Source organism: Burkholderia sp. JPY481 (assembly GCF_038900515.1).
Taxonomy (GTDB): domain Bacteria; phylum Pseudomonadota; class Gammaproteobacteria; order Burkholderiales; family Burkholderiaceae; genus Paraburkholderia; species Paraburkholderia youngii.
On record NZ_JAYMRT010000017.1, the window covers coordinates 63401 to 86962 of the forward strand.

At 63.0% G+C, this 23562-nt stretch carries 19 protein-coding genes and 3 pseudogenes; 11 read left to right on the forward strand and 11 right to left on the reverse strand.

Features of this window, described 5'->3' with window-relative positions:
* Window positions 1-146 precede the first annotated feature (146 nt).
* The gene (locus tag VSR82_RS30770) at window positions 147-860 is read right to left on the reverse strand and encodes a J domain-containing protein (protein WP_429455680.1); all 714 of its coding nucleotides are present in this window, start codon (window positions 858-860) and stop codon (window positions 147-149) included.
* 498 nt (window positions 861-1358) lie between these two features.
* On the opposite strand from VSR82_RS30770, the gene VSR82_RS30775 reads away from it, so the two are divergent.
* The 6 genes from VSR82_RS30775 (at window position 1359) to VSR82_RS30800 (ending at window position 6559) form a co-directional block, all read left to right on the forward strand.
* Entirely contained in the window at window positions 1359-2060 is a 702-nt protein-coding gene (locus VSR82_RS30775) for an NADPH-dependent FMN reductase (protein ID WP_429455681.1), read from the forward strand.
* Window positions 2061-2383: 323 nt separating this feature from the next.
* Complete coding sequence (locus VSR82_RS30780; RefSeq protein ID WP_176106231.1) at window positions 2384-2599, forward strand: DUF6566 family protein; 216 nt, start codon at window positions 2384-2386, stop codon at window positions 2597-2599.
* A gap of 191 nt (window positions 2600-2790) precedes the next feature.
* Window positions 2791-4245, forward strand: a complete 1455-nt coding sequence (gene iaaH / locus VSR82_RS30785) for an indoleacetamide hydrolase (protein ID WP_429455682.1) — start codon at window positions 2791-2793, stop codon at window positions 4243-4245.
* A gap of 102 nt (window positions 4246-4347) precedes the next feature.
* Window positions 4348-5136, forward strand: coding sequence for a CDP-diacylglycerol diphosphatase (locus tag VSR82_RS30790; protein WP_498858305.1), 789 nt, complete (start codon window positions 4348-4350; stop codon window positions 5134-5136).
* A gap of 159 nt (window positions 5137-5295) precedes the next feature.
* Complete coding sequence (locus VSR82_RS30795) at window positions 5296-6384, forward strand: fatty acid desaturase (protein WP_429457699.1); 1089 nt, start codon at window positions 5296-5298, stop codon at window positions 6382-6384.
* Window positions 6329-6559 (forward strand): Arm DNA-binding domain-containing protein, encoded by a 231-nt coding sequence (locus VSR82_RS30800; RefSeq protein WP_498858306.1) that lies wholly within the window; start codon window positions 6329-6331, stop codon window positions 6557-6559. Before VSR82_RS30795 ends, VSR82_RS30800 begins: the two co-directional genes overlap by 56 nt.
* Here the strand turns inward: VSR82_RS30800 and VSR82_RS30805 are convergent.
* Window positions 6544-6660 (reverse strand): annotated as a pseudogene (locus VSR82_RS30805) (amidohydrolase family protein); the annotation flags it as partial. The gene VSR82_RS30800 and the pseudogene VSR82_RS30805 overlap by 16 nt on opposite strands.
* A 13-nt stretch (window positions 6661-6673) precedes the next feature.
* Here VSR82_RS30805 and VSR82_RS30810 point away from each other — a divergent pair.
* The 3 genes and pseudogenes from VSR82_RS30810 to VSR82_RS30820 all read left to right on the forward strand — a co-directional run.
* Window positions 6674-6874, forward strand: a pseudogene (locus VSR82_RS30810) (hypothetical protein); the annotation flags it as partial.
* A gap of 582 nt (window positions 6875-7456) precedes the next feature.
* Window positions 7457-8755: an ATP citrate lyase citrate-binding domain-containing protein gene (locus VSR82_RS30815; protein ID WP_429455684.1), complete on the forward strand. Its 1299-nt coding sequence runs from the start codon at window positions 7457-7459 to the stop codon at window positions 8753-8755.
* 10 nt (window positions 8756-8765) lie between these two features.
* Entirely contained in the window at window positions 8766-11465 is a 2700-nt protein-coding gene (locus VSR82_RS30820) for a CoA-binding protein (RefSeq protein WP_498858307.1), read from the forward strand.
* A gap of 347 nt (window positions 11466-11812) precedes the next feature.
* Here VSR82_RS30820 and dctA read toward each other — a convergent pair whose 3' ends face one another.
* Window positions 11813-13123: a C4-dicarboxylate transporter DctA gene (dctA, locus tag VSR82_RS30825; RefSeq protein WP_498858308.1), complete on the reverse strand. Its 1311-nt coding sequence runs from the start codon at window positions 13121-13123 to the stop codon at window positions 11813-11815.
* Window positions 13120-14085 carry a LysR family transcriptional regulator gene (locus tag VSR82_RS30830; protein ID WP_410848298.1) on the reverse strand — a complete coding sequence of 322 codons (966 nt, stop codon included), beginning with the start codon at window positions 14083-14085 and terminating at the stop codon, window positions 13120-13122. Before VSR82_RS30830 ends, dctA begins: the two co-directional genes overlap by 4 nt.
* 207 nt (window positions 14086-14292) lie before the next feature.
* On the opposite strand from VSR82_RS30830, the gene VSR82_RS30835 reads away from it, so the two are divergent.
* The gene (locus tag VSR82_RS30835; protein ID WP_429455685.1) at window positions 14293-14994 is read left to right on the forward strand and encodes a YoaK family protein; all 702 of its coding nucleotides are present in this window, start codon (window positions 14293-14295) and stop codon (window positions 14992-14994) included.
* Window positions 14995-15149: 155 nt separating this feature from the next.
* Here VSR82_RS30835 and VSR82_RS30840 read toward each other — a convergent pair.
* From VSR82_RS30840 to VSR82_RS30870, 7 genes and pseudogenes are all read right to left on the reverse strand, one after another.
* Window positions 15150-15410: pseudogene (locus VSR82_RS30840) on the reverse strand (2-oxoglutarate and iron-dependent oxygenase domain-containing protein); the annotation flags it as partial.
* 21 nt (window positions 15411-15431) lie between these two features.
* The gene (locus VSR82_RS30845; RefSeq protein ID WP_368581783.1) at window positions 15432-16826 is read right to left on the reverse strand and encodes an LLM class flavin-dependent oxidoreductase; all 1395 of its coding nucleotides are present in this window, start codon (window positions 16824-16826) and stop codon (window positions 15432-15434) included.
* Window positions 16826-18073 carry an SfnB family sulfur acquisition oxidoreductase gene (locus tag VSR82_RS30850; protein WP_429455686.1) on the reverse strand — a complete coding sequence of 416 codons (1248 nt, stop codon included), beginning with the start codon at window positions 18071-18073 and terminating at the stop codon, window positions 16826-16828. Before VSR82_RS30850 ends, VSR82_RS30845 begins: the two co-directional genes overlap by 1 nt.
* Before the next feature lie 3 nt (window positions 18074-18076).
* Entirely contained in the window at window positions 18077-19324 is a 1248-nt protein-coding gene (locus tag VSR82_RS30855) for an SfnB family sulfur acquisition oxidoreductase (RefSeq protein WP_429455687.1), read from the reverse strand.
* A 69-nt stretch (window positions 19325-19393) separates the two neighbouring features.
* The gene (locus VSR82_RS30860) at window positions 19394-20050 is read right to left on the reverse strand and encodes a methionine ABC transporter permease (RefSeq protein WP_410848293.1); all 657 of its coding nucleotides are present in this window, start codon (window positions 20048-20050) and stop codon (window positions 19394-19396) included.
* Window positions 20043-21209: a methionine ABC transporter ATP-binding protein gene (locus VSR82_RS30865; protein ID WP_429455688.1), complete on the reverse strand. Its 1167-nt coding sequence runs from the start codon at window positions 21207-21209 to the stop codon at window positions 20043-20045. Before VSR82_RS30865 ends, VSR82_RS30860 begins: the two co-directional genes overlap by 8 nt.
* A 25-nt stretch (window positions 21210-21234) precedes the next feature.
* Window positions 21235-22074, reverse strand: coding sequence for a MetQ/NlpA family ABC transporter substrate-binding protein (locus tag VSR82_RS30870; protein WP_498858309.1), 840 nt, complete (start codon window positions 22072-22074; stop codon window positions 21235-21237).
* Window positions 22075-22475: 401 nt separating this feature from the next.
* Between VSR82_RS30870 and VSR82_RS30875 the strand changes: the two genes are divergently transcribed.
* On the forward strand, window positions 22476-23552 hold the full coding sequence (locus VSR82_RS30875; RefSeq protein ID WP_410848291.1) for an LLM class flavin-dependent oxidoreductase: 1077 nt from the start codon (window positions 22476-22478) through the stop codon (window positions 23550-23552).
* Window positions 23553-23562 lie beyond the last annotated feature (10 nt).

A 23562-nucleotide genomic window follows, 5' to 3' on the forward strand; every position in this document is an offset into this window, starting at 1 on the left:
GGTGCGGCGATCCGGCGCGATCGGCGCGATCGGCGTGGCCGGGTCGTGATCGCAGCGCGCGGACCTGCGCGTAGGGGTATACGCGGTACGCGGGAAGCGTCGCCTCGAATGAGATTGCCGCAGGCAACCCGGATCGTCGCGACGCGTCAGAATTTCAGGCTGTTGAGGAACTGGAACCACAGGCTGCCGAGCGCACCGGCCGGATGGATGTCGCTGGCGGTCTCATCGCGCTTCGCGTGGTTCGCGCGTTTGACATGCGGTGTGTCGTGAAGGGCGGCTTCTGAAGCCGTGCTGGTTTCGTGCGCGGTTTTCGCCGGTTCGGCCTCGGCCGCCTCAGCTTGCGCCGCTGCCGCGCCCTTCGCCGCCTTACCCGCGCGCTGGGCATTTTGCGCGGCGTCCGCCTCGTCGCGGCGCGCCGCCTGCAACGCCGCGACGCTGTCGGCGATCTGCGCGGCGCGCTGTGGTTCGCATTGCCGGCCAAGCAGCACGCCGAACAGCACGTCGCGATTGTGGCCCTGGTCGGCGAAGCGGATCGCGATCGACACCATCTCCGCATACGCGGCTTCGTCGGCCGCTCGCGCCGCCGCCTCACGCTTCGCCTGCGCGCGTTGCCGACGCGTGTGCTGCGCCTCCCACTCGCGCATCTGTTCGGCGTAGACCGTGTCGTAGACCTTGCGCTGCTCGGCATCGGACAGGATCGCGTATGCGTCCTTGATTTCCTGGAACGCCGCGCGCGCCACGTCCTCGGCACCGTGATTACGATCCGGATGCCACTTCATCGCGGCTTTCCGGTAGGCCCGCTTGATTTCGTCGTCGGTGGCGTGCGCGGGCACGCCGAGCGTGTCATACAGGGTTGCCATGCTGGGCTCGATCTCGCGGAAAATCACTGCGGGCATCGTAGCATGCAAAAAGCGGCGTCATCGTGAAGCGGCTACCACGCAGGCGCATGCAACCGGCATTGCCGCCATGGCGCAACGTCCGCCAGCGACCCACGAAAAAAAGGCCCCACCACTTGCGTAGCGAGGCCGTGTCCCATGTCTAACGCGATCTATGGAGGAGACGAGTCCATCTTAGGGTCTTGCCCGCACCCGCCCAACCAACGATTCGCCATATGCTTATCGCCCGCTTGCTCACGTGCATCGCAGATGCGACTCGGCGCGTTGTGGCCGCATGGTTATATCGTTAGAACAAAAAGTCGCTTAGCGGCGCGGCGCTCGCTCATTAAGATGACACTTCAAAGTCCGGTTCACTCCGGTCGGTCCGTTCACGGCCGTGCACATGCGTTGCTGACGCTGCATGAGTCCCGCATCGACCGCGCCGTCAACCGCAGCGTGAACCGCAATCGAAGGAGCATTTCGTTGAGCAGATCCGATCACTCCCGCCCGCCGCTCATCATCGGTATTGGCGGTACGACGCGCGCGGCCTCGTCGACCGAGCGCGCGCTGGCCTTCGCGTTGCGCGGCGCCGAAGCCGCCGGTGCGCAAACCCGCCTGTTCGGCGGCACTTTTCTGCATAGCCTGCCGCACTACGCGCCGGAACAGCCGGCCCGCACCGACGAACAGCTCGAGTTGCTCGACGCGGTGCGTCGCGCGGACGCGGTGATCATCGCGACACCGGGCTATCACGGCGGCGTATCCGGGCTCGTGAAAAATGCGCTCGACACGCTCGAGGAATTGCGCGCCGACGAGCGCCCGTATCTGGATGGCCGCGCGGTGGGCTGCATCGTCACCGCCTACGGCTGGCAGGCGGCGGGCTCCGTGCTGACGTCGCTGCGCTCGATCGTGCATGCGCTGCGTGGCTGGCCGACGCCGTTCGGTGCCGGCATCAACACGCTGGAGACGCGTTTCGATAGCGTCGACAGCTGCTCCGATCCGAAAGTCATCGAGCAACTCGCGACCGTCGGCCAGCAAGCCGCGCAGTTCGCGCTCGCGTTCAATGCACAGCGTGCGCACGGCGCACCCGCCACGTCGAGCCATTCGACCGCGAGCCGGACCTCCGCACAAAACACCACCTCGATCGCCGCGGACGGCCGTTCCGCGCGCGTCCTGCACGCGGTCTGAAATACTCCCCCGGCACCCGTGACGCCGCCGCAATTGCGCGTGGCGTCACGCTTTGCGTCGAGCGACCGTGCGCCACATAACAGACATCGCGACCCCGCTCGAATAGAGTCCCGAACACAGCGACTTCGATCCAATCCGGGCTTCTGATTACCACTCCCGCGCCGCGCTGATTTGCTTCCGACGAAAGATTGGTTCACCCGCTGCGCAGCGCGCCCTACGCTTGACCCTGCCCGCCGCTTCACCCACCTTCGGCAACGACGGGGCCGCGCCGCACGCATTGGTATTCCGCACGACACCCGCGGACACACAGACAAGTCAGGATCATGAACTCACACATCCGCTACAAGGGCTACGAGGTCGAAGCGGCAACGCAACTGCTCCCCAACGGATTATTCGCCGCCAATCTGACGATCGAGCAGCGCGACGAGAATACGCGTAAAGCTTATTCGTTCGACGCGCTCGACTACTTCTTCGACGAAGAGCATGCGCTCGCCTATGCGTCGGACTGGGGGCGCATGTGGATCGATAATCACCGGTAAGCGCATCGATATCGATGAAAGCGAGCGCGACGCGCGTTGTGCATCGCCCGGCATCGGCTTTCAGGCGGATGTGCCAGAATAGCTGAACACTTGCGTTCGCTGTCTGCCCGCGTGACCTGTCCGCTACTTCGACGGATGCAGTCGAACCTCGCGCCGCCCGCGACGCATCCATCGATACGGAGACGCCGGTAATGACATGGACCGTCGATGCACAACTCGCGCTCAGCGCGGCACAAGCGGTCGAGGCGCTGCAAGCGGGTCGGCTCAAAGCCGCCGACTACGTCGCCACCCTGCTCGCGCGCGCCGCCGCCCTCACGCAGTTGAACGCGCTCACCACGCTCGACTTCCACGGCGCGCTCGCCGCCGCGCAGCGCATCGACGCATTGACGCCAGCGGAGCGGGCGCGACTGCCGCTTTGCGGCCTGGCCATAGTCGTCAAAGACAACATCAACACCGCGGGCCTGCCGACGACGGCCGGCACGCCCGCGCTCGCCGGCTTCGTGCCGAACACCAATGCACCATCGGTGCAACGACTCGTCGACGCGGGTGCGATCGTGCTCGGCAAGGCCAATATGCACGAGCTTGCGTTCGGCATCACGAGTACCAACCTGTCCGCGCACGCGGGGCCGGTGCGCAACCCGTACGATCCGTCGCTGATGCCGGGCGGCTCGTCGGGCGGCACCGCGGTGTCGATCGCCGCACGCATCGCGCCCGCCGGGCTCGGCACCGACACCGGCGGCTCGACCCGCATCCCGGCCGCGCTGACCGGCACCGCGGGCTTTCGTCCATCGGTCGGCAATGGCGGCGCCGAGCGGCGCTATCACGACCCCAACGCGGTCGTGCCGATCAGCCATACGCGCGACACCGTGGGCCCGATGGCGCGCAGCGTCGCCGATCTGGCGCTGCTCGACGGCGTGATCACCGGCGACGGCGCGTTGCCTGCGATTGCGCTCGACGGCTTGCGCATCGGCTTGCCCGCGCCGCTGTGGGACGCTCTCGAGCGACAGGTCGAAGACGTCGCGCGCGCCGCGCTGCAAAAGCTCGAAGCGGCCGGTGTCACCTTCGTGCCGGTCGCGATGACCGAGTTGGAGCATCTGAACGGCATGGTCGGCGGTCCGCTCGCCATTCACGAAGCGCGCGACGACGTGCTCGCGTGGCTCGTCGCGAATCAGGCGCCGGTGCAGACCGTCGCCGATCTGGCCGTGCGCATCGCGAGCCCGGACGTGCGCGCGATTTACGACGACGTGCTCGCCGACGTGCTCGGCTCGCACTATTCGGCAGCGCTCAACTACTGGCGGCCGCGGCTGCAGAACTACGTCGCCGCGACGTTCGCGAATGCCGGTCTCGATGCGTTGCTGTTTCCGACGACGCGGCTCGTCGCGGTGCCGATCGACGATCTGAACGGTTCGTCGACTGTCACGATCGATGGCGGTCCGCCGATCGATACGATGGAAGCGTTCCTGCGTAATACCGATCCGGCCAGCACATCCGGCATTCCGGGGCTGTCGCTGCCGGCGGGTATCAGCGCGAGCGGGCTGCCGGTCGGCCTCGAACTCGATGGACCGCTCGGCTCGGACAGGCGGCTGCTGGCCATCGGTGTCGCAATTGAACAGGTACTGGGAGAGTTGCCGGCGCCGGTGCTGTGAAGCCCGAGTTTCACGTCGGCGCCATCCGGTTTGTGCTCTAATGCCTGCGCATTGCAGCCCGCATTGCGGCGCTTTCCCTGCCCGAACCCCACCCAAGCGACGATGACGGACCTCGCCACCGCCCTCTCATCTCGCGGCCTCGCGCGCCGCATCGTTCACTTGACCGCCGTGCTCGCGGCCGCTCTCGCCGCCAGCGCCTGCGCGCGCCTCGATACGGTCGATTCCAACGCGCTGTGGAAGATCGTCGACATTCGCTGCGTGCCTTCGCAGCTGGCCACCGGCACGCCGGGGCAATGCACGGTCGTCGATCTCGACAAGCGCTATGTCATCCTGAAGGACATTCTCGGCCGCTCGCAGTTTCTGCTGATGCCGACCGATCGCATCACCGGCATCGAAAGTCCGCTGATCCTCGCGGCCGATGCGAAGGACTACTGGAGCGACGCGTGGGTTTCGCGCCATTACGTTCAGCAAGCGGTCAAACGCGAATTGCCCGACGATCAGCTCGGCCTCGAAATCAACTCCGAATATCGTCGCTCGCAGAACCAGCTGCATATCCACATCGATTGCATGCGGCGTGAAGTCAGCGCCGCGCTCGCCAGTCACGCTCACGACGCGCCCGGCGAATGGCGCTGGGCGACGCTCGATGGCAAGCGCTACAGGATCATGCGCGTGAGCTCGCTAAGCGGCGCCGACGCCCCGTTCAGGATCGTCGCGCGCGACAATCCCGATCCGGCGACGATGGCCACGCAAACCATCCTGGTCACCGGCGCGGGACCGTCCGCGGCTCGGGATGGCTGGCTGATCGTCAACAGCGGTATCGACATCGATGGCGGCAGCGGCACGGCCGAAGGGCTGCTCGATCACGCCTGCCGCGTGGCGGACGATCATTGAACGCTTACCGGATACGCACTATCCGCGCCCGCTTTTCCACGATTGCGTGGATGCATTGCTCAATAAAATGGTTCGGGCGCACAGCGTCGCCCCGTAGGATCGGTCTGGACCTGCGAGTCAACATCGCGGGTTCGAACATAAATGCGGACCGATGCAACGATGGCGATCTATCTCGACGACTCCCAGCGCAACGATATCGACCGTCTGGCCGCTGGCCGGGCCTGGCGCACGCAGTGGCCGACATGGGCGCTGATCGTCGCGATCTACGGTGGCTGGTTCGGCGTCGCCGCGCACGCGCGTCTGCTGGGTCTGCCGCTGACGGCCGCGCTGCTGGCCATCTTCGGCGCATGGTACATGTCGTTGCAGCACGAGCTGCTGCATGGCCATCCGACGCGCTCGCGATTCGTCAACGCGCTGCTCGGCTTCGCGCCCCTCGCGGTGTGGTTCCCTTATCACGTGTATCGCGAGTCGCATCTGCGCCATCACGACGATGCGTATTTGACCGAGCCCGGCAGCGATCCGGAAAGCTATTTCGTTAGCGCAGCGGACTGGCAACGCGCGGGCACCGCGCTGCGTGCGTTGCTGGTTTTCCGCAATACGTTGATAGGTCGCTTGCTGGTCGGGCCGGCGTTTGCGATTGCCGCGACCGGTGCGCAGGCACTCGACAAGATTCGCGACGGCGATTGGCGCGACCTGCCCGCATGGCTCGCGCATCTCGCCGCGCTGGTTGCACTCACTGTGTGGTTGCAGCAGCGGTGCGGGATACCGGCGTGGGTGTTCATCGTCGGTGCGGGGTATGGCTCGCTCGCGCTTGCATCGGTGCGTTCGTTTCATGAGCATCGGATTGCGCAGGAGCCCGCGCATCGCACGGTCATCAATGAAGCGGGATGGCTGTGGCGGTTGCTGTTTCTGAACAACAACTATCATCTGGTTCACCATGACTTGCCGCAGGTGCCCTGGTTTGCGCTTCGGACGGTCTATCAAACGTCCCGCCAGCAGTACATAGAACGCTCCGGAGCCTTTCTGGTCAAGGGTTACAGCGAATGGGTCAGACGCTATGGATTCGCTGCGGTAGCGCATCCGGTGGCGATCGGCACGTCCGACTCAGGCCGAGGAAATCCGGCTGCTTCCGCCGGTTTTGCGGGTAAATTGCGGGAAAAATTTTTGGTAGTTGTCCGTCAAGGAGAACTCCATGAGGCTCACCTACCCGCTCCTGAAGAACGCCAAACCGCAGAGCAAGCCCTATAAACTTCGTGATCGCGATTCCATGTATTTGCGGGTCTCGGTCTCGGGTTCGAAAGTCTGGAAATTTGATTACCGATTGGATGGCAAGGACTGCCGCTACAGCTGTCGGATGGACAGCGGTCATTCCAGGCTTACTGCTTGCCGCCGCTCCATCCGTCCCGTTCACGTAAGGCGATAAGCCTTGCGCGCGGTTCCCCGGAACAAAGCCTCGCGTTCGCCAGCGCTAGCGTGTGCCGTCAACTTCTTGAAGGCGTTCCAACCGTTGCTGAATGGATAGGAATCCGTTTACAAAATTGCGGTTGGCACCACGCTCGCTGACGACCGGTTATGCGTGCCGCAGCTTGAAGCGGCGATCGCGACCGTACTGGGTTTGCAGCCAGCGCAGATCAACATCTTCGTGACCATCGTTACACAGGAGGAAGTCGACCTGCACTTCGGTGTCTACGAGAGGATGCTGGCTGAAAAGCTCGGCGTGGTGCCGTCGATCCAGTAACCCACGCGGCAGGCATGGAGCGGTTGACTGGCAACAGAAGCGCCAGCATGAAGGGGCAACTGTCGGCAAGACAGCCCACGAGACCAGGTGCCCCTTTATGACCGGCCGCGCTCCCGTGGCGAGCGAGGCAGTAGCCGGGCGGTTCGCGTTGCTCGCCTGAGGGTTGCTCCTGCCTCAGCCACCGCGAGCGAGACCGCCGGGCCAATGCGTTACCCGCTGCGGGGCCCCTTTGCACGTCTGCATTGATAACCTTGGGACATCAATGCTTCGAAAAATTGCACTTCCCGTTTTGCGCGTCCTGCGCAAATATCGATCCCCAAGACGTTCATAACAGAGAACTCGTCGGAGAAAGGCGCGAAGCGCAAAACCGTGTTTCGCCTCTCCCAGTGCAAGCCCGATTATGGCTGCCGCCTGGAGGTACCGACGCGCATCTCGCCCGCCCCACCTCGCCACGTGATTCTCCTGCCGCCGCCTTCGAGCGCGTCCACGGCAGCGGTGCGTCTCGCGCCTGCCGCAGCGAGCTGACTGAATATCCAGTATCCGCTTCATTCGTCATTACCTTCAAATTCGGGAGACACTCACATGCAGATCACCGGAATGTTGCACGGCGCGCGCCTGCTGCAATTCGTCGGCTTTCCGTCCAGCGAAGTGCTGGGCCCGGGCGCCAGCGAAGAAGAGATCAAGTCGCTCATCGACCGGCATGGCCAGATATTCATCAAGCCGGTATTCAAGGGCGGCGTTGGCAAGAAAGGCAAGGCAGGCCTGCTCGGCCGCGCAACCGATCTCAAGACGGCGCTGGCGGAAAAAGAACGGTTGTACTTTGCCGAGCACGTTGTAAGTCACGTGCGGGCGAAGGCGAACGGCGTGACATTCGAAGCGGGTGTGCCCGCCAAACATGAAGTCTACTTTTCGATCTCCGATTCCACGCGTTTTCGCGCTCCCACCATGACGCTGTCGCACATGGGAGGAATGGACATCGAGGAGGTCGATCCAAAGCACGTCGCGATGGTGCCGTTCGATGCGCTGACCGGACTTAAGGCGTTCGTCGTCGCCAATGCGCTGAGCGAGATCGGGGCGCCGCGTGAAATCATCTCGCCACTCGTGCAGCAGTTGCCGAAGCTCTGGGAACTCTTCCATGACTTCGGCATGACGACGCTCGAACTCAACCCGATCCGCATGCGCGAGGACAAAAAGGGGCGTCTCACGCCCGTGGCATGCGACTTCAAGTGCGGATTCGATCGCGACGATCCGCGCTTTTCGCGACTCGGTCTCCCGCCCCACCTGTTCGCCGCAGACTACTCGGACTTCGAGCAGGAGATCAACCAGCTTCGCACGCACCAGGGCCAAAGTGATGTCTACGTGATCAACGACAAGGGAACCATCCTCGCGCCCACGTTCGGGGGCGGGGCGAACTCACTCGTCACCGAGATGTTGGGCGACGCCGCCATTATCTCGTCCGATTTCGGTGGCAACCCGCCCTACGAAAAAATGAAGGAAGTGGCGCGCATCTGCTTCCGGCACTGGCTCAAGCAATCGAACGTGCTATTCATCATCGGCGGCAAATCCAACAACACCGATATTTACGAAACCCTGCGTGCGATGGCCGATGCGCTGCGCGAGCACTTCAGCGAGCACGGTCCGACGCCGCTCTACGTCGTCCTCGGCCGCGGCGGTCCTAACCTGGTTCGTGGCATGTCCGCACTGCGCGACACCTGTGATTCGCTCGGCCTGCCCTATCGTCTCTTTGGCTTTGACTCCGATATCAGCGAAGTGATCCAGTACGCCCGTAAGGCCGACGCATGGATGCGCTCGGGTGGACGCTCGCAGGTCGCGGCGCGCATCGGCGCGCGCGACGCTCAATCGCAAACGGCATCGGCCTGAGGAGATCGACATGCACAAGCAAGGCAACAGCCACTTCAAATACTTCGTCGGAATCCAGTCGCTGGCGGACATCGCCACGCGTGAAGATCGCGTCTGCGTGCTCAATATTCTTGGGGGCGAGTCGTCGGACGTCACGCCGGTGAGCCACGCTTTCTCGGGCGCGAACGTCGTGTTCGGCACCGCGCCCGGCAAAGGCGGGCAAGTGCTCGCGACGCCCGCAGGCGACATTCCGGTCTTCAACAACGTGAGAGAGGGTTTGGAAGCCGGTCATCGGTTCAACTGTGGCGTGGTGTACCTGCCTCCGTCGGCCGCGCGCGACGGCGTGGCCGAGCTGATCCGTGTGAATCCGGATCTGCGCAAGGTCTTCATCATCACGGAGAAGATCGCCGTGCACGACGCCCGTGAAATCCGCGCAATGGGACAACAGGCGGGCGTCGACATCTTCGGCGCGAACGGGCTGGGCGTCGCGGACTCGTGGCAGCGCGTGCGTATCGGCGGCGCGCTCGGCGGTGACGATCCGGGCGCAACGCTGCGCCGGGGATCGATCGCCATCTTCTCGAACTCCGGCGGCTTCAGTACCACGATCGCGCAGTACCTGCGCATGAGCGGCTGGGGCACATCGACCGTCGTTTCCAGCGGAAAGGATGTCTATATCCACTATGCCGCACCGGAGTTCGCCTTTGCCCTCGCCAACGACGCGCGCAGCAAGGCCGCCGTGCTGTACTGCGAGCCCGGCGGGTACTACGAGGCCGAAGCGGAGTTCACCAAACCCGTGGTCGCGTGCGTGGTGGGCCGCTGGAAAAGCCGTCTCACGCGCGCAGTGGGACACGCGGGCGCGATGGCGGGTGGCGCCGACGATGCGCTCGCGAAGGAACGCTGGTTCATGGAGAAATTCGGCGTCGAGCGGCTCTTCACGCCCGACGATCCTTGCTGCTCGGCGAAGGGCGCGGTGGTGACGAACATCGCCCATATTCCCGCCGCGCTCACGGCGGTGATGCGCGCAAACGCAACGATGCCCGACTTCGAGCCGGAAGGCAGCCTCGCGCTCAAACCGTGGTTCGGCTCGGATCAGGGGCTCGAGTTACCCGGCGAACTCGCGCTGCCAGTCGTGCGGGCCGTCGCGCCCTACGACGAGCAAGTCGCGCGGGTGAACGACCAGGTCGGCGCGATCCCGCCGCGGCAGCCGTTGAAAGACGCCTCGGGCGCCTCGCAGATGGACGCGAAGACCCAGGTCAGCAGCTTGCACGGCGTATCGATGCTCGAAGCGGCGACGCATTCGTTCGAAGCGAACGTGTGCCTCGCACTTTTGCACGAGTTCGGTGGCACAAATGACGAGAAACTGGTCGACGTCGCGATCGGCGCGGCGGTGAACCTGTACGGCACGCCTGAACTGGCGGCCGCGCAGGCGGCGCGCGAGGCGGGCAATGCGCCAAACGCGGTGCTTGCCGCCGCCGCTGCGATCGTCGGGCCGAATCGCCAGCGCGCGGCGCGCGAGGCGGCCAGGCTGATGATCGACCGCTTCGCGGCAGCAAAACTCATGGACGCGTTCGATCACGAATTCGACATCGACGCGATCGACACCGAAGGCAGCGCGGCACTTTTTTCCGACGAACCCGACCTGCAAGCGCAGGCCATGCTCGCCGGGCTCGCCGTGCGCAGTGTGAGTTCGGTATTCGTGCGATGGCTTGCCAACGGGCCGGGCCATCCGCGAGCGGACGCCGTGCTCGCGGCGATCACGACGACACTCGCCTGGGGCCCGCTCATGCGCAAGCGCATCTCGCGGCTCACGGCGGAGAACCTGCCATGGTGGATGAAACTCTTCGGCACGCTGATCGGCGCCTCGGCGGACGCCTCGCGCCACCGTGCTGACGGTTTCTGCGACTTTTCCACCGAGGCGTTGCTCGGCGAGCGCTCTCTGACGGAGGTGGCATTCGCAGCGCTGCTCGGTCTGAAACCGTCCGCCGACGACCTGTTCGCATTCAGGACGCTGACCGGATTACTGCTCACGAACGGACCGGGCGCGATCTCGGCGCAAGGTGCGAAGGGTGCGGTGTCCGCCGACGGTCCCGAATCTCCCGAACGCGTCCAATTGAACAAGGCGCTCACGGGCTTTCTCTCCCATTCGGGTTATACGCACGGCGGCAACGGCTATGAAGGCATCGCCTTTCTCATCGAGGCGTTTCGCGACAGTGGCCTCGACGACCCCGCCGACGCGCAACACGGCGTCGACCTCGAAGCACTCGCGCGCCGTTCGGTCGAGCACTATGCGCAGTACAAGGCGCAGCAGAAACAGCTGGGCAGCCTCGACATCGCCAAGCTGCCGGGCGTGAACCACCCGGTCTTCAAGGACAAGCCGGTGAACCATGATCCGCGCGAGGTGTTTATCTCCAGGCTTTACGAGGCCCGCGGGGAGTACAACGCGTTCCATGCGTACTACCGCGCGCTGGTGCAGGCATTGTTCGACGCGGGTGTCTCGCGCAACGTCTACTGCGTCAATGTCGATGCCGTGATCGCCGCGCTGCTACTGAAGATGCTGTGGCAGCCGCTCAAACGCGGAGAGTTCAGCGAGGCGGACCTTGAAACCGCCGCGTTCACAATCTTCCTCTACCCGCGCATGCTCGGATGCGCGGCGGAAATTGACGATCATCTGAACCGCGGACGCAATATGGACACGCGAACGCCCGCTTCACAGTGTCGTTTCGTGGCCTGACTGTGGGAATCTGAAGGCGCGCCGGGCGCTAGTGCACAGGTAGCACCCGGCGCGGCAGAGCCAAATGACGATCGATAACTAACAAACATCAATCGTTCAAAACATTGCAATTTTGGTTTTATTGGTCATGGGCCAATATTCCCGAAAGACAAGACCGGACCACCGCATTTATCGGGATTTCAGGAGACACATTGATGCACCCCTCGCCCTCTACCCGTTGCCGGGACACTCCAAGGCTTCGGCGGTTTTCCGCGTAACGGCCGGAAATTTTCTGGAACAGTTCGACTTCTTTCTTTTTGGCTTCTGATGGAAACCTGAAGGAAGGCTTGGCTCTGGCCATTTCCCTCTCACGTCTTCGGGGCATTCCTCGCGACTTCCTCCGCACTCTGCGCGCCGCCTGGCGTTGCTGCCCCGAGCATCCGCCCGAGACACGCACGATCGCACGCACCTTCCCACATCGAAACAAAGATCACTGCGCAAGCGTTGCTGACCACGCTCGTCAGCGCCCGCGCCTCTGACATGAAGCGGTCGATGCCTACCAGTAGCGCCACTCCGGCGACGGGCAAATCGGGAATCACTGTCAACGTCGCGATGAGCGCGACCAGCCCGCTGCCCGACACGCCGGCCGCCCCCTTTGAGGTGAGCAACATAACCGCGAGCATCGCCGCGATCTGCGGCGCGGAAACCGCTACGTCGCACGCCTGAGCAATGAACATCGAGGCGAGCGTCAGATAGATCGCGGTGCCGTCGAGATTGAACGAATAGCCCGCGGGCAGCACAAGCCCCACTAGGCCCTTGTCGCAGCCGAGCGCCTCCAGCTTCGCGATCAGACGGGGCAGTACCGGCTCCGTCGACGACGTCGCCAGAACGATCAGCAACTCCTCTCGCAGGTAGCGCAACAGCCGCCAGAGAGCGAAACCGTGCACGCGCGCGAGCGGAGCGAGAACCAGCGCAATGAACAGCACGCATGCCACGTAGAAAGACACCATCAACATGCCAAGCGAGCCGACCGAGCGGATCCCGAAGCGGCCCACCGTGAATGCCATCGCGCCGAATGCGCCGAGAGGCGCCAGTCGCATGATCATCGCGAGGATGCGAAAGAGCGTCTCGGCGATGCCGTCGATGAGCGCGAGCACCGGCCTGCCGGCGCCCGGACATGAATTCAGCGCGAAACCGAAGAGCAGCGAGAGCAGCAGCACGGGCAGCACCTCGCCCTTGTCGAAGGCACCAAGCATCGTCTCGGGGATGAGGCTCATCCCGAACGCGACAACGTCGCGCGGATGCGTGCCCTTCGCATATTGCGCGAGGTTACTCACGTCCAGGTGGCTTGCGTCGATGTGCATTCCCGCGCCGGGGCGCAGCACGAACGCCGTGACGAGTCCGAGCGCGAGCGCCGCGGCAGTTAGAAGATAAAAGAGCGCCAGCGCCCGGAAAATTGTGCGACCAATCGCGTTTCCGCTTCCAAGCGATGTAACGCCCGAGACGATCGTGCAAAAAACGATGGGCGCAATCATCATCCTGACAAGGCCAATGAACCCGTCGCTCAGGGGCTTCAGCAGCGGGCCCGCTTGCGGCAAGAAATGACCGAGCGCCATACCGAGCACCATGGCCAGCACAACCTGCACATAGAGCAAGCGAAGCGGTCTCACCAATCTCACGATGCGGTCTTCCTGCCTCGCCGCTCTTTCGGAGACGCTTCGTCGCTTAAGGCATCGCCGCTTGCGCCGCCGCGCCTGAGCTCGATAATCGTTCTGTGGAACTCCTGAGCGGCCGGGGTCAGCGGACGCCCGCGGCGCCTCACGATTCCCACGCGCCGCTTGACCACCGGTTCGACGAGCGGCACGCTCGTGAGGATGGGGTGATTGTGCCCGGGCATGGCCATCGACGGCACCGCCGCGACACCGAGGCCCGCTTCGACCAAACCCAGCATGGTCGTGACATGGCGAGTCTCGCAGATACTCGGCAAGCGCGGTGCCACCGCCGAGAGCGCCTGATCGAGCAGTAATCGGTTGCCTGAAGTCTTGTCTACCGAGACGTACTCGTGCTCGTAAAGCTCGCTCCAGCTCACGCGCTTCTTGCTGGCGAGCGGATGATCACGACGGCAGGCGGCCACGAAGCGCTCCTGCAGCAGCACCTTGAAGTCGACCTCGGTCTCCTGGCTGCCCACAAAGCTCACCCCGAAATCAGCCTCTCCGCTGATGACGGCGGAAAGCACCTCATTGGCGCTCACATCCAGCAACTTGACCCGGATGCGAGGAAAGCGGCGATGATAGCTGGCAACGGCGTTTGGCAGGAAGTAGTAGGCGACCGAAGGCACGCAGGCAATGGTCACATGACCCAGGCGGCTCGAAGAAACGTCGCGGATGCCGAGCAACGCGACGTCGAGATCATCGAGCAGCTGTTCGGCGCTAGGCGCAAATACACGACCAACCGTGGTGAGCGTGACGCTGCGCGTGGTGCGCTCGAACAGACGCACGCCGAGCGCTTCCTCGAGCTTGTCGATGCGGCGGCTCAAGGCCGGCTGCGAAATGCTGACCGCCTCGGCGGCCTTGCGGAAGCTTCCGAGCTCCACGACCGCTCGAAACGCCTGCAAGTCGTTCAAGTCGAAATTGACGCCCACAGGTCATCCCTCCGCGTTTCAAATCAGGTATTTTGCACGATGCAGCGCAAAGCACCCATTGGGAACTACGCGCGTTTGCGGGCGTAAGCGCACGACGGTCAAACTTGACAAGCCAGGTATTTATTGCGAGGTAACCTTCGCAGCAGATTGCCGCGCGGCATGCAACCTATATATTGGCATTACCGGTCAAGACGAGAGGTCGATTCGATGGACTTTGATTCGGCGAGTAGAACTCGTAGCGTCGCGGCGCTGTTGACGTTATCGGGAGGCTTTCTGGACGCTTTCACGTATGTCGGGCATGGTGGCGTATTTGCCAATACGATGACGGGGAATGTCGCCCTTCTCGGTATCCAGATCGCGGCGGGGGACTGGGCGCGGGCGGCCCGCCATATCCCTCCACTGATCGCTTTCGTGTTCGCGGTATTTGTCGTTCATCTCCTGCGCCTCGATGCCTTTGCGGCTTCGGTCCGTCGTCCAGCACTCGTTTGCCTGCTTCTTGAGATTGCCTTTCTGTCCATCGCTGCAAGCGGTCTGGTCGGCGACTCGGATGTCTGGCTTATCCCTGGCATTTCGTTCGTCGCCACCCTGCAGACGTTGTCCTTCACGCACATCGAGAATCTGACCTACACGTCGGTCATGACAACAGGAAACCTACGGCGAGCGGCGAAAAAACTGCTGGAGGCCTTTATCCCGAGTTACGACAGAATTGCGTTGCACGAGGCGTCACTGCTTGGGATGGCAGGCTTTTGTTTTTTCGCAGGCGCGGTGTTTGGGGGTGTGACGACACGGATGCTACACGACGGAGCACTCTGGCTTGCAGTCCTGCTTCTCGTCGCAGCGCTTGTCCAGATAGGTCGGCTAGTTCGCCGGCGCGAAGACGAGGCTGCCGCGCGGAGTTACGGTGAGTGATACTGGACGTTTTGTGCTGATGGCCCTGGCTGGATTCCGGTTTGCCCCGCGCATTCGCGATCTTGGAAACATGAAGCTGAGAAAACGGCAATCGACAGGCGATTGAGTGGAGGCATTCGGCACCATCGGTTATGACCGACGGTTTTGTAGAACTGCCGCGAGCGTGCTTGCACCTCGGGAATGGTCGCCGCGTCGATACCGTGACCGCGCAGATAGAAGAAGCCGATATCACGCGCGGCTTCGCGCAGCTTAACCAGAAAATTCGCGAGCGCTTCGGCATCGCCGTGGTCGAATTGCATCAGGTCGAGTACGGGCAAAGCAGTCGCGGCGCAGCGGTCTCTATTGGACATATGAACTTTCGCGGTCAGATCGTCATTCGATGAATCACCCGCGAAGCGCACGAGCGGCCAGCTCATCCGCGATAGCAACGAGATTGATCAACGGTGGACGTTTGGCTCAATCTCTCTTCGCTCGTTCGATCCGACACGGAAATCTGACGCGGCGTGCTGCTCGGGCAAATGATCGCCGCGCCCAAACAGCTTGCCGCGCAGCGTTCCGTCCGCATAAGCAGTCTTGTAAAGACCCCGGTTCTGCAGTTCGGGCACGATGTGATCGATGAAGTCTTCGTAGCTCTCGGGCACCACCGTACGGCTCAGATTGAATCCATCGATACCGGTTTCTTCGATCCAGCCCTGCAGTTCATCCGCGACCTGCGCGGCACTTCCGACGATGGCGGGATACCGGCCACCCAGCTCGAACATCTCGAGCAGCTTGCGCCGCGTCCAGCCGTGCTGCTTTGCTGTGCGCGTGGCGGACTCGATGGCATTGGTGGGCGCGTAATCGACGGCGGCGTCAAGATCGTATTGTGCGTAATCGATGCCCGTGCTGGCGGCAAAATGTGCAAGCCCTGCGTCGCGGCTTGCATACCGTAGATAGTCCGCGTATTTCTCGCGAGCTTCGCGCTCCGTGGCGCCGGTCACGACTGCCGCGCCGGCGAACACCTTCACGTCATCTGGGCGTCGTCCCGCTTCCACCAGTTGCTCGCGCAGCGTCTTGACCGTCTCGCGTGCAACCGCACGACTCGGGGGCGAAATGAACACGCATTCTGCGTGACGGGCGGCAAAACGTTGACCACGCCCCGAACTCCCCGCCTGAAACAAAACTGGCGTGCGCTGCGGCGACGGCTCCGCGAGGTGATAGCCGTCCACGTTGTAGTAGCGCCCCGCGTGCCGGATCTTGTGGACCTTCGCCGGATCGGCATACACACGCGCCGACTTGTCGCGAAGCACCGCATCCGCTTCCCAGCTCCCTTCCCAGAGCTTGTACAGCACGTCGAGGTATTCGTCCGCGCGGTCGTAGCGCTCGTCGTGGGGCAACTGCTCTTCAAGTCCCATCGCCCTTGCCGCACTGTCGAGATAGCCCGTCACGATGTTCCAGCCGACTCTGCCTTGCGTCAGATGATCGAGCGTCGAGAAACGCCGTGCAAGCAGATAGGGCTGCTCGTAGGTGAGGTTGACCGTGACGCCGAAGCCGAGATGCCGGGTAACGGCGGCCATCGCCGAAATCAGCAGCGTGGGATCGTTGACGGGAAGCTGGATCGATTCCCGCAACGTCACGTCGACGTTGTGCTGATAAACGTCATACACGCCAACGATGTCGGCCAGAAACAGCCCGTCGAACAGTCCACGCTCGAGCGTGCGCGCCAGATCGGTCCAGTACGGCAGTGTCCGATAGTCTGCCGAGCGATCGCGCGGATGCGTCCATAACCCGTGGTTGATATGGCCGACGCAATTCATGTTGAATGCGTTCAGCAGGATCTGCTTTTTTGCCATCACAAGGCTCCGTGCCTGGGCGGATGTTTGTCGTTGAGATAGAAGTTGCCGACGGCGTGATACTTCCAGCGCACGGGATCATGCAGCGTGTGGGTGCGTGCATTGCGCCAGAACCGGTCGAGGCCGAGGCCGTCGAGCGTCGCGGCCGTGCCGGCGAGTTCGAACAGCCGCGAGCCGGCTTCCAGTGAGACCGTCGTGGTGAGCGCGCGCGCCTCGGCCACGGCGATCGACGCCTCAGCAACGGAGCGTTCGGCTGGCTTCGCCTGGGCTGCATCGACCAGGCGGCCCGCCCGGCGCAACAGCGCTTCCGCCGCGCTCAGGCGAACGGCAAGATCACCGAAGGCCGTGATGGTGAGCGGATCCTGCCACGCATGTTCCACCCTCGCGTCGATCCATGGCCGCGAATGCTCGCGCACGAACTGCAACGCTGCCTGAAATGCCCCGCGCGCCTGTCCCAGATCGATTGCCGCATGCATGATCTGCGCGAACGGGCCGATCGTCGTAGGCCGCTCGAACGAAGTCTGAAACGGCACGATCCATTCTGGCTCGACGCGCACCTGATCGAACTTCACGGAGCCGCTGCCCGTGATGCGTTGCCCGAAACCGTCCCAGTCGTCGATCACTTCGACACCCGGCGCGTCGCGCGGGATGAACACGAGGTAAGTGACATCGCGCCCATCTTCTTCGCTGACCGCCAGTGTGGGAATCCAGTGTGCGAACAGCGCGCCGGTGCAATAGAATTTTCGCCCTTCGACTTGCCACCCGGCCGCGCCGCGCGTGAGCCGCGTGCGCCGTTTGAAGTCCTTATGGCCAGTCTCGGCGAGTGCGTTGCCGAATCGGTCTCCCGCCAGTACGCGATCATAGAAGAAGCGCTGTTGCTCAGGGCGCCCGCCGACACGCAGCACTTCCAGTGCATAGAAATGATTCTGCGGAATCTGGCCCAAAGAGCCATCAGCTGCCGCAATGATCGCCGTCACTTCCGCGAGCGTCTTGCTGCTGACGCCCGCGCCGCCATATTCGCGAGGCACCGTGATCGCCCATAGACCACTCGCCACGAACGCATCGAGTTCGGCCCACGGCAACCGGCGATCGCGATCGCGCGCCGCGGCATCGGGGGCGAAAGCTGCGGCGAGCTGTCGAGCGGCCAGCAACGCGTGTGCGTCATCGGCGATTCGTGCCGGCCTCGCGCGCGTCGATTCGGCCGGCGAGATGCGCTCAAGCGTACTGTCATGAATGTCTGTTGCCATTTTTCAGTTCCACGAATGCCGCACGGGCAGTACGTCATTCAGAAAATAGTTGCCGACCAGATGCAACTTCCAGCGCACGGGATCGTGCAGCGTGTGGGTGCGTGCATTGCGCCAATGGCGATCGAGGCTGTGTGCCGCGCGCGTCGACGCGGACCCCGCCAGTTCGAACAGCTTCTCGCTGGCTTCAAGCGCGATGCGCGTCGTGAGCACTTTTGCCTGAGCCACGGCAACGGACGCACGCGCGCTCGCCGCGGCATCGACCGGCTGCGAGGCGGTGGCGTCGAGCGTGTGGCCAGCCTCGATCAGCACTTCGTGCGCGGCGTGGAGATCGATTTGCAGGCGGCCGACGTCGGCGATGATGTAGGGATCGTCGACGGCGCGCTGCAGCCCCGAATCGATCCACGGCCGGGAACGCTCGCGCACGAAATGGATTGCATCGGCCACGGCCGCCTCGGCGATTCCCTGGTCGATGGCGGCCTGTATCAGTTGAGAAGTCGGCCCGAACAGACCCGGACGGTCGCCAAGCTGCCAGATGGGCAATACATCGTCGGCATCGACGGACACCTGGTCGAAAATCACGGTACCGCTCGCGGTTGTGCGCTGCCCGAACGAATTCCAGTCATCGACCACGCTCAGGCCAGCGGCATCGCGCGGCACCCAGACCTGAACGGCACGTCCTTCGTCGTCGGTCGCGCGGGCCGGAACGCGGTGCGCAAACAGCGCGCCCGTAGAATAGAAACGCTTGCCGTCTAGCCGCAGCCCATCTTCCGTCGCACGCAAGCGCGTCGTGCCTTGCAGGATCGTCGCGCTCGATGCGGAGCGGCGTTCCGGGCCGGCATTGCCGATCCGCTGGCCCGCCAGCACTTCGCCATACAGGCGCGCTTTTTGGGCTGGTGTGCCGATCTCGCGAAGTACGCCCAGCACGCCGAAATGATTTTGCGGGATCTGACCCAACGCGGGATCGGCCGCGCAAAGAATCACGAAGACTTCCGCAAGAGTCGCGAACGAAACGTCGGCGCCGCCGTATTCCGCCGGCACGGTAATCCCTCCCAGCCCGCTTTCGGACCACCGGTCGAGTTCGGCCCATGGCAGGATGCGGTCGCGATCTCGTTCGGCGGCACCCGCTGCGAAGTCTGCCGCGAGGGTGCGCGCCGCATCGAGGGCTTCGGAATCGTCCTTGATGCGCTTGACACGCGCAGGATCGGGACGTCGCGGCAACTGCGCCACGGCATCAGATTGAAATGTCGACATGATGTTGGCTCGAATGCAAAAGTGAAGCCCGCAGCGCTACGATTCGCTTCCGGCCGATCTGGCCGGACTTCACGCCCGTCGCGCGAGACGGCGAACGAGGCGGTCCCCGACGACCTGCACCGCCGTGACAATCGCGATGAGCAACACGATGACCGTCACCATCACAGTCGTGTCGAAGCGCTGGTAGCCATAACGGATCGCGAGATCGCCAAGCCCGCCCGCACCGACGGCGCCCGCCATCGCGGACGAGCCGATCATCGCCACGATCGTGATCGTGAATCCGCCCAGGATGCCCGGCAGCGCTTCCGGCAGCAGTACATGCCAGATGATGTGGCGGCGCTGCGCACCCATCGCCTGGGCGGCTTCGATCAGACCGCGATCCACTTCGCGCAGACTGACTTCGGCAACGCGGGCAAAGAATGGAATCCCTGCGATAGAGAGCGGCACGATCGCAGCCCACACGCCGATCGTCGTGCCGACCAGAACACGCGTGAGCGGCAACAGCGCGACGAGCAAAATGATGAACGGCGTCGAGCGCAGCGCGTTGACGAGACCGCCAAGCGTCGAATTCACAGTGCGTCGCTCGTAGATACCACCCCGCGTGGTCGTGACGAGCACCAGCGCAAGCGGAATACCGACGATCAACGCGATGCATGCCGAAATGCCGACCATCAGCAACGTGTCACGAATCGCACCCGTCAGTTCCGAAAGCCACAGTTCAGACATAGCCAAGCACCTCCACGTGATCCGCGTGTCGCCGCGCACGCTCAACCAGCACGGCGATGCGGCTCGCGAATGCATCCTCTGACCTCTCATGCGCCGACAACCGCGCCGCCAGCACGAGACGCCCCTGTGCATGTCCCTGAATGCGGTCGATTCCGCCATGCACGAAGCTCACCGCGCCGCCGTCCACCGTCAACGCCGAGCTCAATGCCGCAAGGTCCGGATCGTTTCCGCTGGCCCCCGTGTAGCGCACGTCAAGCAGAACATCGGCCGCCTCGCCAAGCAATGCAGGATTGCTCGCCGGCTTCAGGCGGGCGGCAAGATCGTCGGGAAGGGCGTGCACCAATGTGCGCAACAGCGCGCGCGTCGCGTCATGCTGTGGCTCGCCGAACACTCGCCACACGGGGCCTGTTTCGACTACGGCGCCCTGCTCGATGACAGCGACGGTGTCGCAGGCTTCGCGTATCACGCCCATTTCGTGCGTGATGAGAATGATCGTCAGACCGAGACGCCGGTTGATATCGCGTAACAACGCGAGAATCGACTGTGTCGTCTCCGGGTCGAGCGCAGAGGTCGCTTCGTCGCACAGCAAAATGTCGGGATCGTGTACCAGCGCACGTGCAATGCCGACGCGCTGCTTCTGCCCGCCCGAAAGACTCGCCGGAAATGCGTTTCGCTTGGCCGACAACCCGACGAGATCGAGCAGGGCCGAGACTTTCTCTTCGATGGCCGCCCGGGACACGCCCGCGATCCTGAGCGGCAACGCGATATTGTCATAGACCGTTTTCGCCGACAGCAGGTTGAAGTGCTGGAAAACCATGCCGATGCGCCGACGCAATGTGACGAGTCCGCTCTCGTCGAGTTCGCCGACGCTCACGCCGTTCACGAGCACCGCTCCCGAGGACGGCTTTTCGAGTCCATTGACAAGGCGCAGCAAGGTCGACTTGCCCGCTCCGCTGCGCCCGATGATGCCGAATATCTCGCCACGACGCACATTCAACCGTACGTTCGTCAACGCGACGGCGGGCTGACCGCGTGCCGGCTTGAATACCTTGCCTGCGGCGTCGAATACGACGGCAGGTGCGGTGCCGTGCTGGGGCGCTCCGACGGCGAATGCCGATTCTTCCTCGATGAAGCGCGCAGCGTCGAGCAGATGGGTCATGTGGAATTCCTTGCCGATCCTCGTCTCACCACGCGACAGCGTACAGATTGCCGAACGCCTTATCGAGCGCAACTCGCACAGCATGCGAATGCTGGTAGATCGAAATGAACTTGAGGATGCGCGGGTCGTTGACGCTTTCCGGGCGCACCACCCATTGAATCGCAAAGTTCTTGTTTTCGAGGCCATCGAACAACAGCGCGCTATTCGGATCGGCCGTGCCCGCGAGTTTGATAAAGCTCGGATAGCCCTGCGCGAGATCGACGTCATCGAGCGAGCGTGCCAGCTGCGACGCCTCGAGGGCAACGATCTTCAGATGCTTCGGGTTATCGACGATATCCAGCGTGGTCGCGCGGTAGTCGACGCCAGGCTTCAGCTTGATAAGTCCAGCGCGTTGCAGCAGGAGCAGTCCGCGACCGCCGTTGACGGGATCGTTCGCGATCGCAACCGTGGCACCATCCTTCAGATCCTCAAAGCGCTTTACCTTCTTCGAATAGAGGCCGATCTTCATGATCGTGCCGGGAGCAATCGCCACGAAGTTGTAACCACCCTGCTTCTTGGCGTTTTCGAGGAAGGGAATGTGCTGGAAATAATTGACGTCGATATCCTTGTTCGCGAGGGCGGCGTTCGGCGTATTCCAGTCGGTGAATTCGATGATCTTGACGTCGAGCCCTTGCTGTTTGGCTTCCTGAGCCGCGGTCTTCAACGCTTCGATTTGCGGGCTGGTCGATGTGCCGATCTTGAGTGTCGGTGCGTCGCCCGCGAATGCGGATGACGTACTGAAGGCCAGCACGAAGAGGATAGCGTGGACTGCCGACGCGTTTCGAGCTAAAAAGAAACGCCGTAATGTGGACAAAGCTTGATTCATACTCGACTCTCGTCAATGGAATGTATTGATTCAAAGCGCTCGCGACTGCAAGAGGCTCAGATCACGCCTCCACGGACTTCCACGTGCGGGAATGGACTGGGAACCCATTTGGCCGTTAGATAACACCTCGCCGCGCTCAGTCCGGGGAGAGCCGATAATAGAGTCACGCAAAAACCCGGTCTACGAAGCGATTTTCGAATGGAAATCGTAAAACGCGATATGAAAGCGTTGCAGATGGCTTGCGCAACATGCGATCTCTATATGTTTATCTGAATTTACTATTTAGTCTTTGCATAACGTAGTGTTAGCCTCGTTTCGATCATCCGCAGGCGCTTCGTTCATCGTTGCGTCTGTTGTGACATGTATTTCCTCATCAAAACGGATTTCCGCAAGGAACTAACATGAGCGTCGAATTCATCGGCATGATTCAACAGCGCAAGGTGTCGGAAACGCATCTTCCGCAAGGGCCCGCTATCGATACCGACTACGTGCGCGCCTTTGCGCAGGCGCACGAGAACGCCGGCTTCGACCGCATTCTGGTCCCGCACAGTTCGACGAGCCCCGATGCGACGATCACGATCGCCTACGCGGCGAGCGTGACATCGAAAGTGCATTTCATGCTCGCGCATCGCCCGGGCTTTGTCGCCCCGACGCTCGCGGCCCGGCAGATCGCCACGCTCGATCACTTCTCGGGCGGCCGGCTCGGTGTGCACTTCATCTCCGGCGGCAGCGACGAAGATCAACGGCGCGACGGCGACTTCCTGAGTCACGACGATCGTTACGCGCGCACCGACGAATACCTGCAGATTCTGCGTCGCGTGTGGACGGAAGATCAGCCGTTCGATCACGAAGGCCGCTTCTACCGCGTAGAAAAGGCGTTCTCCGAGGTCAAGCCGAAACAGTCGCCGCATGTGCCCATCTATTTCGGCGGTGCATCCGAGCCCGCGCTCGCCGTGGCCGGCAAACATGCCGATGTCTATGCGCTGTGGGGCGAATCGAAACAGCAGGTGCACGAACAGGTGACGCGCGTGCGCGCCGAAGCCGCGAAACACGGCCGCAGCGTGCGCTTCTCCGTGTCGTTCCGGCCGATCCTTGCCGCGACGGAAAGTGCCGCATGGGAGCGCGCAGAACACATCCTCGAAGAGACACGTCGCCTGCGTGTCGAACAGGGCTTCTCGCGCGGCGGTCCGCAGCAAAGCGAAGGCGCGCGTCGCCTGCTCGCGGCATCCGGCGACGGCGTACGCGCGGACGAACGTCTCTGGACCGCCGTGGCAAAAGAAATCGGCGGCCGCTCGAATTCCACTGCGCTTGTCGGCACGCCGGCGCAAGTCGCACAGACGCTCGCCGAATATCATGAACTCGGCGTGACGACCTTCCTGATTCGCGGCTTCGATCCGCTCGAAGACGCCATCGACTATGGGCGGGAACTGATTCCCGCGACCCGCGAACTCACGTCCCGCGAACGCCGCGCCGCCTGACAGGAGCGAT

Excerpts from the sequence above, each read along its gene's own strand:
- VSR82_RS30770 (WP_429455680.1), bottom strand. The coding sequence starts at position 860 with ATGGCAACCCTGTATGACACGCTCGGCGTGCCCGCGCACGCCACCGAC.
- VSR82_RS30780 (WP_176106231.1), top strand. The coding sequence starts at position 2,384 with ATGAACTCACACATCCGCTACAAGGGCTACGAGGTCGAAGCGGCAACG.
- iaaH (WP_429455682.1), top strand. The coding sequence starts at position 2,791 with ATGACATGGACCGTCGATGCACAACTCGCGCTCAGCGCGGCACAAGCG.
- VSR82_RS30790 (WP_498858305.1), top strand. The coding sequence starts at position 4,348 with ATGACGGACCTCGCCACCGCCCTCTCATCTCGCGGCCTCGCGCGCCGC.
- VSR82_RS30795 (WP_429457699.1), top strand. The coding sequence starts at position 5,296 with ATGGCGATCTATCTCGACGACTCCCAGCGCAACGATATCGACCGTCTG.
- VSR82_RS30800 (WP_498858306.1), top strand. The coding sequence starts at position 6,329 with ATGAGGCTCACCTACCCGCTCCTGAAGAACGCCAAACCGCAGAGCAAG.
- VSR82_RS30815 (WP_429455684.1), top strand. The coding sequence starts at position 7,457 with ATGCAGATCACCGGAATGTTGCACGGCGCGCGCCTGCTGCAATTCGTC.
- VSR82_RS30820 (WP_498858307.1), top strand. The coding sequence starts at position 8,766 with ATGCACAAGCAAGGCAACAGCCACTTCAAATACTTCGTCGGAATCCAG.
- VSR82_RS30835 (WP_429455685.1), top strand. The coding sequence starts at position 14,293 with ATGGACTTTGATTCGGCGAGTAGAACTCGTAGCGTCGCGGCGCTGTTG.
- VSR82_RS30845 (WP_368581783.1), bottom strand. The coding sequence starts at position 16,826 with ATGGCAAAAAAGCAGATCCTGCTGAACGCATTCAACATGAATTGCGTC.
- VSR82_RS30850 (WP_429455686.1), bottom strand. The coding sequence starts at position 18,073 with ATGGCAACAGACATTCATGACAGTACGCTTGAGCGCATCTCGCCGGCC.
- VSR82_RS30855 (WP_429455687.1), bottom strand. The coding sequence starts at position 19,324 with ATGTCGACATTTCAATCTGATGCCGTGGCGCAGTTGCCGCGACGTCCC.
- VSR82_RS30860 (WP_410848293.1), bottom strand. The coding sequence starts at position 20,050 with ATGTCTGAACTGTGGCTTTCGGAACTGACGGGTGCGATTCGTGACACG.
- VSR82_RS30865 (WP_429455688.1), bottom strand. The coding sequence starts at position 21,209 with ATGACCCATCTGCTCGACGCTGCGCGCTTCATCGAGGAAGAATCGGCA.
- VSR82_RS30870 (WP_498858309.1), bottom strand. The coding sequence starts at position 22,074 with ATGAATCAAGCTTTGTCCACATTACGGCGTTTCTTTTTAGCTCGAAAC.
- VSR82_RS30875 (WP_410848291.1), top strand. The coding sequence starts at position 22,476 with ATGAGCGTCGAATTCATCGGCATGATTCAACAGCGCAAGGTGTCGGAA.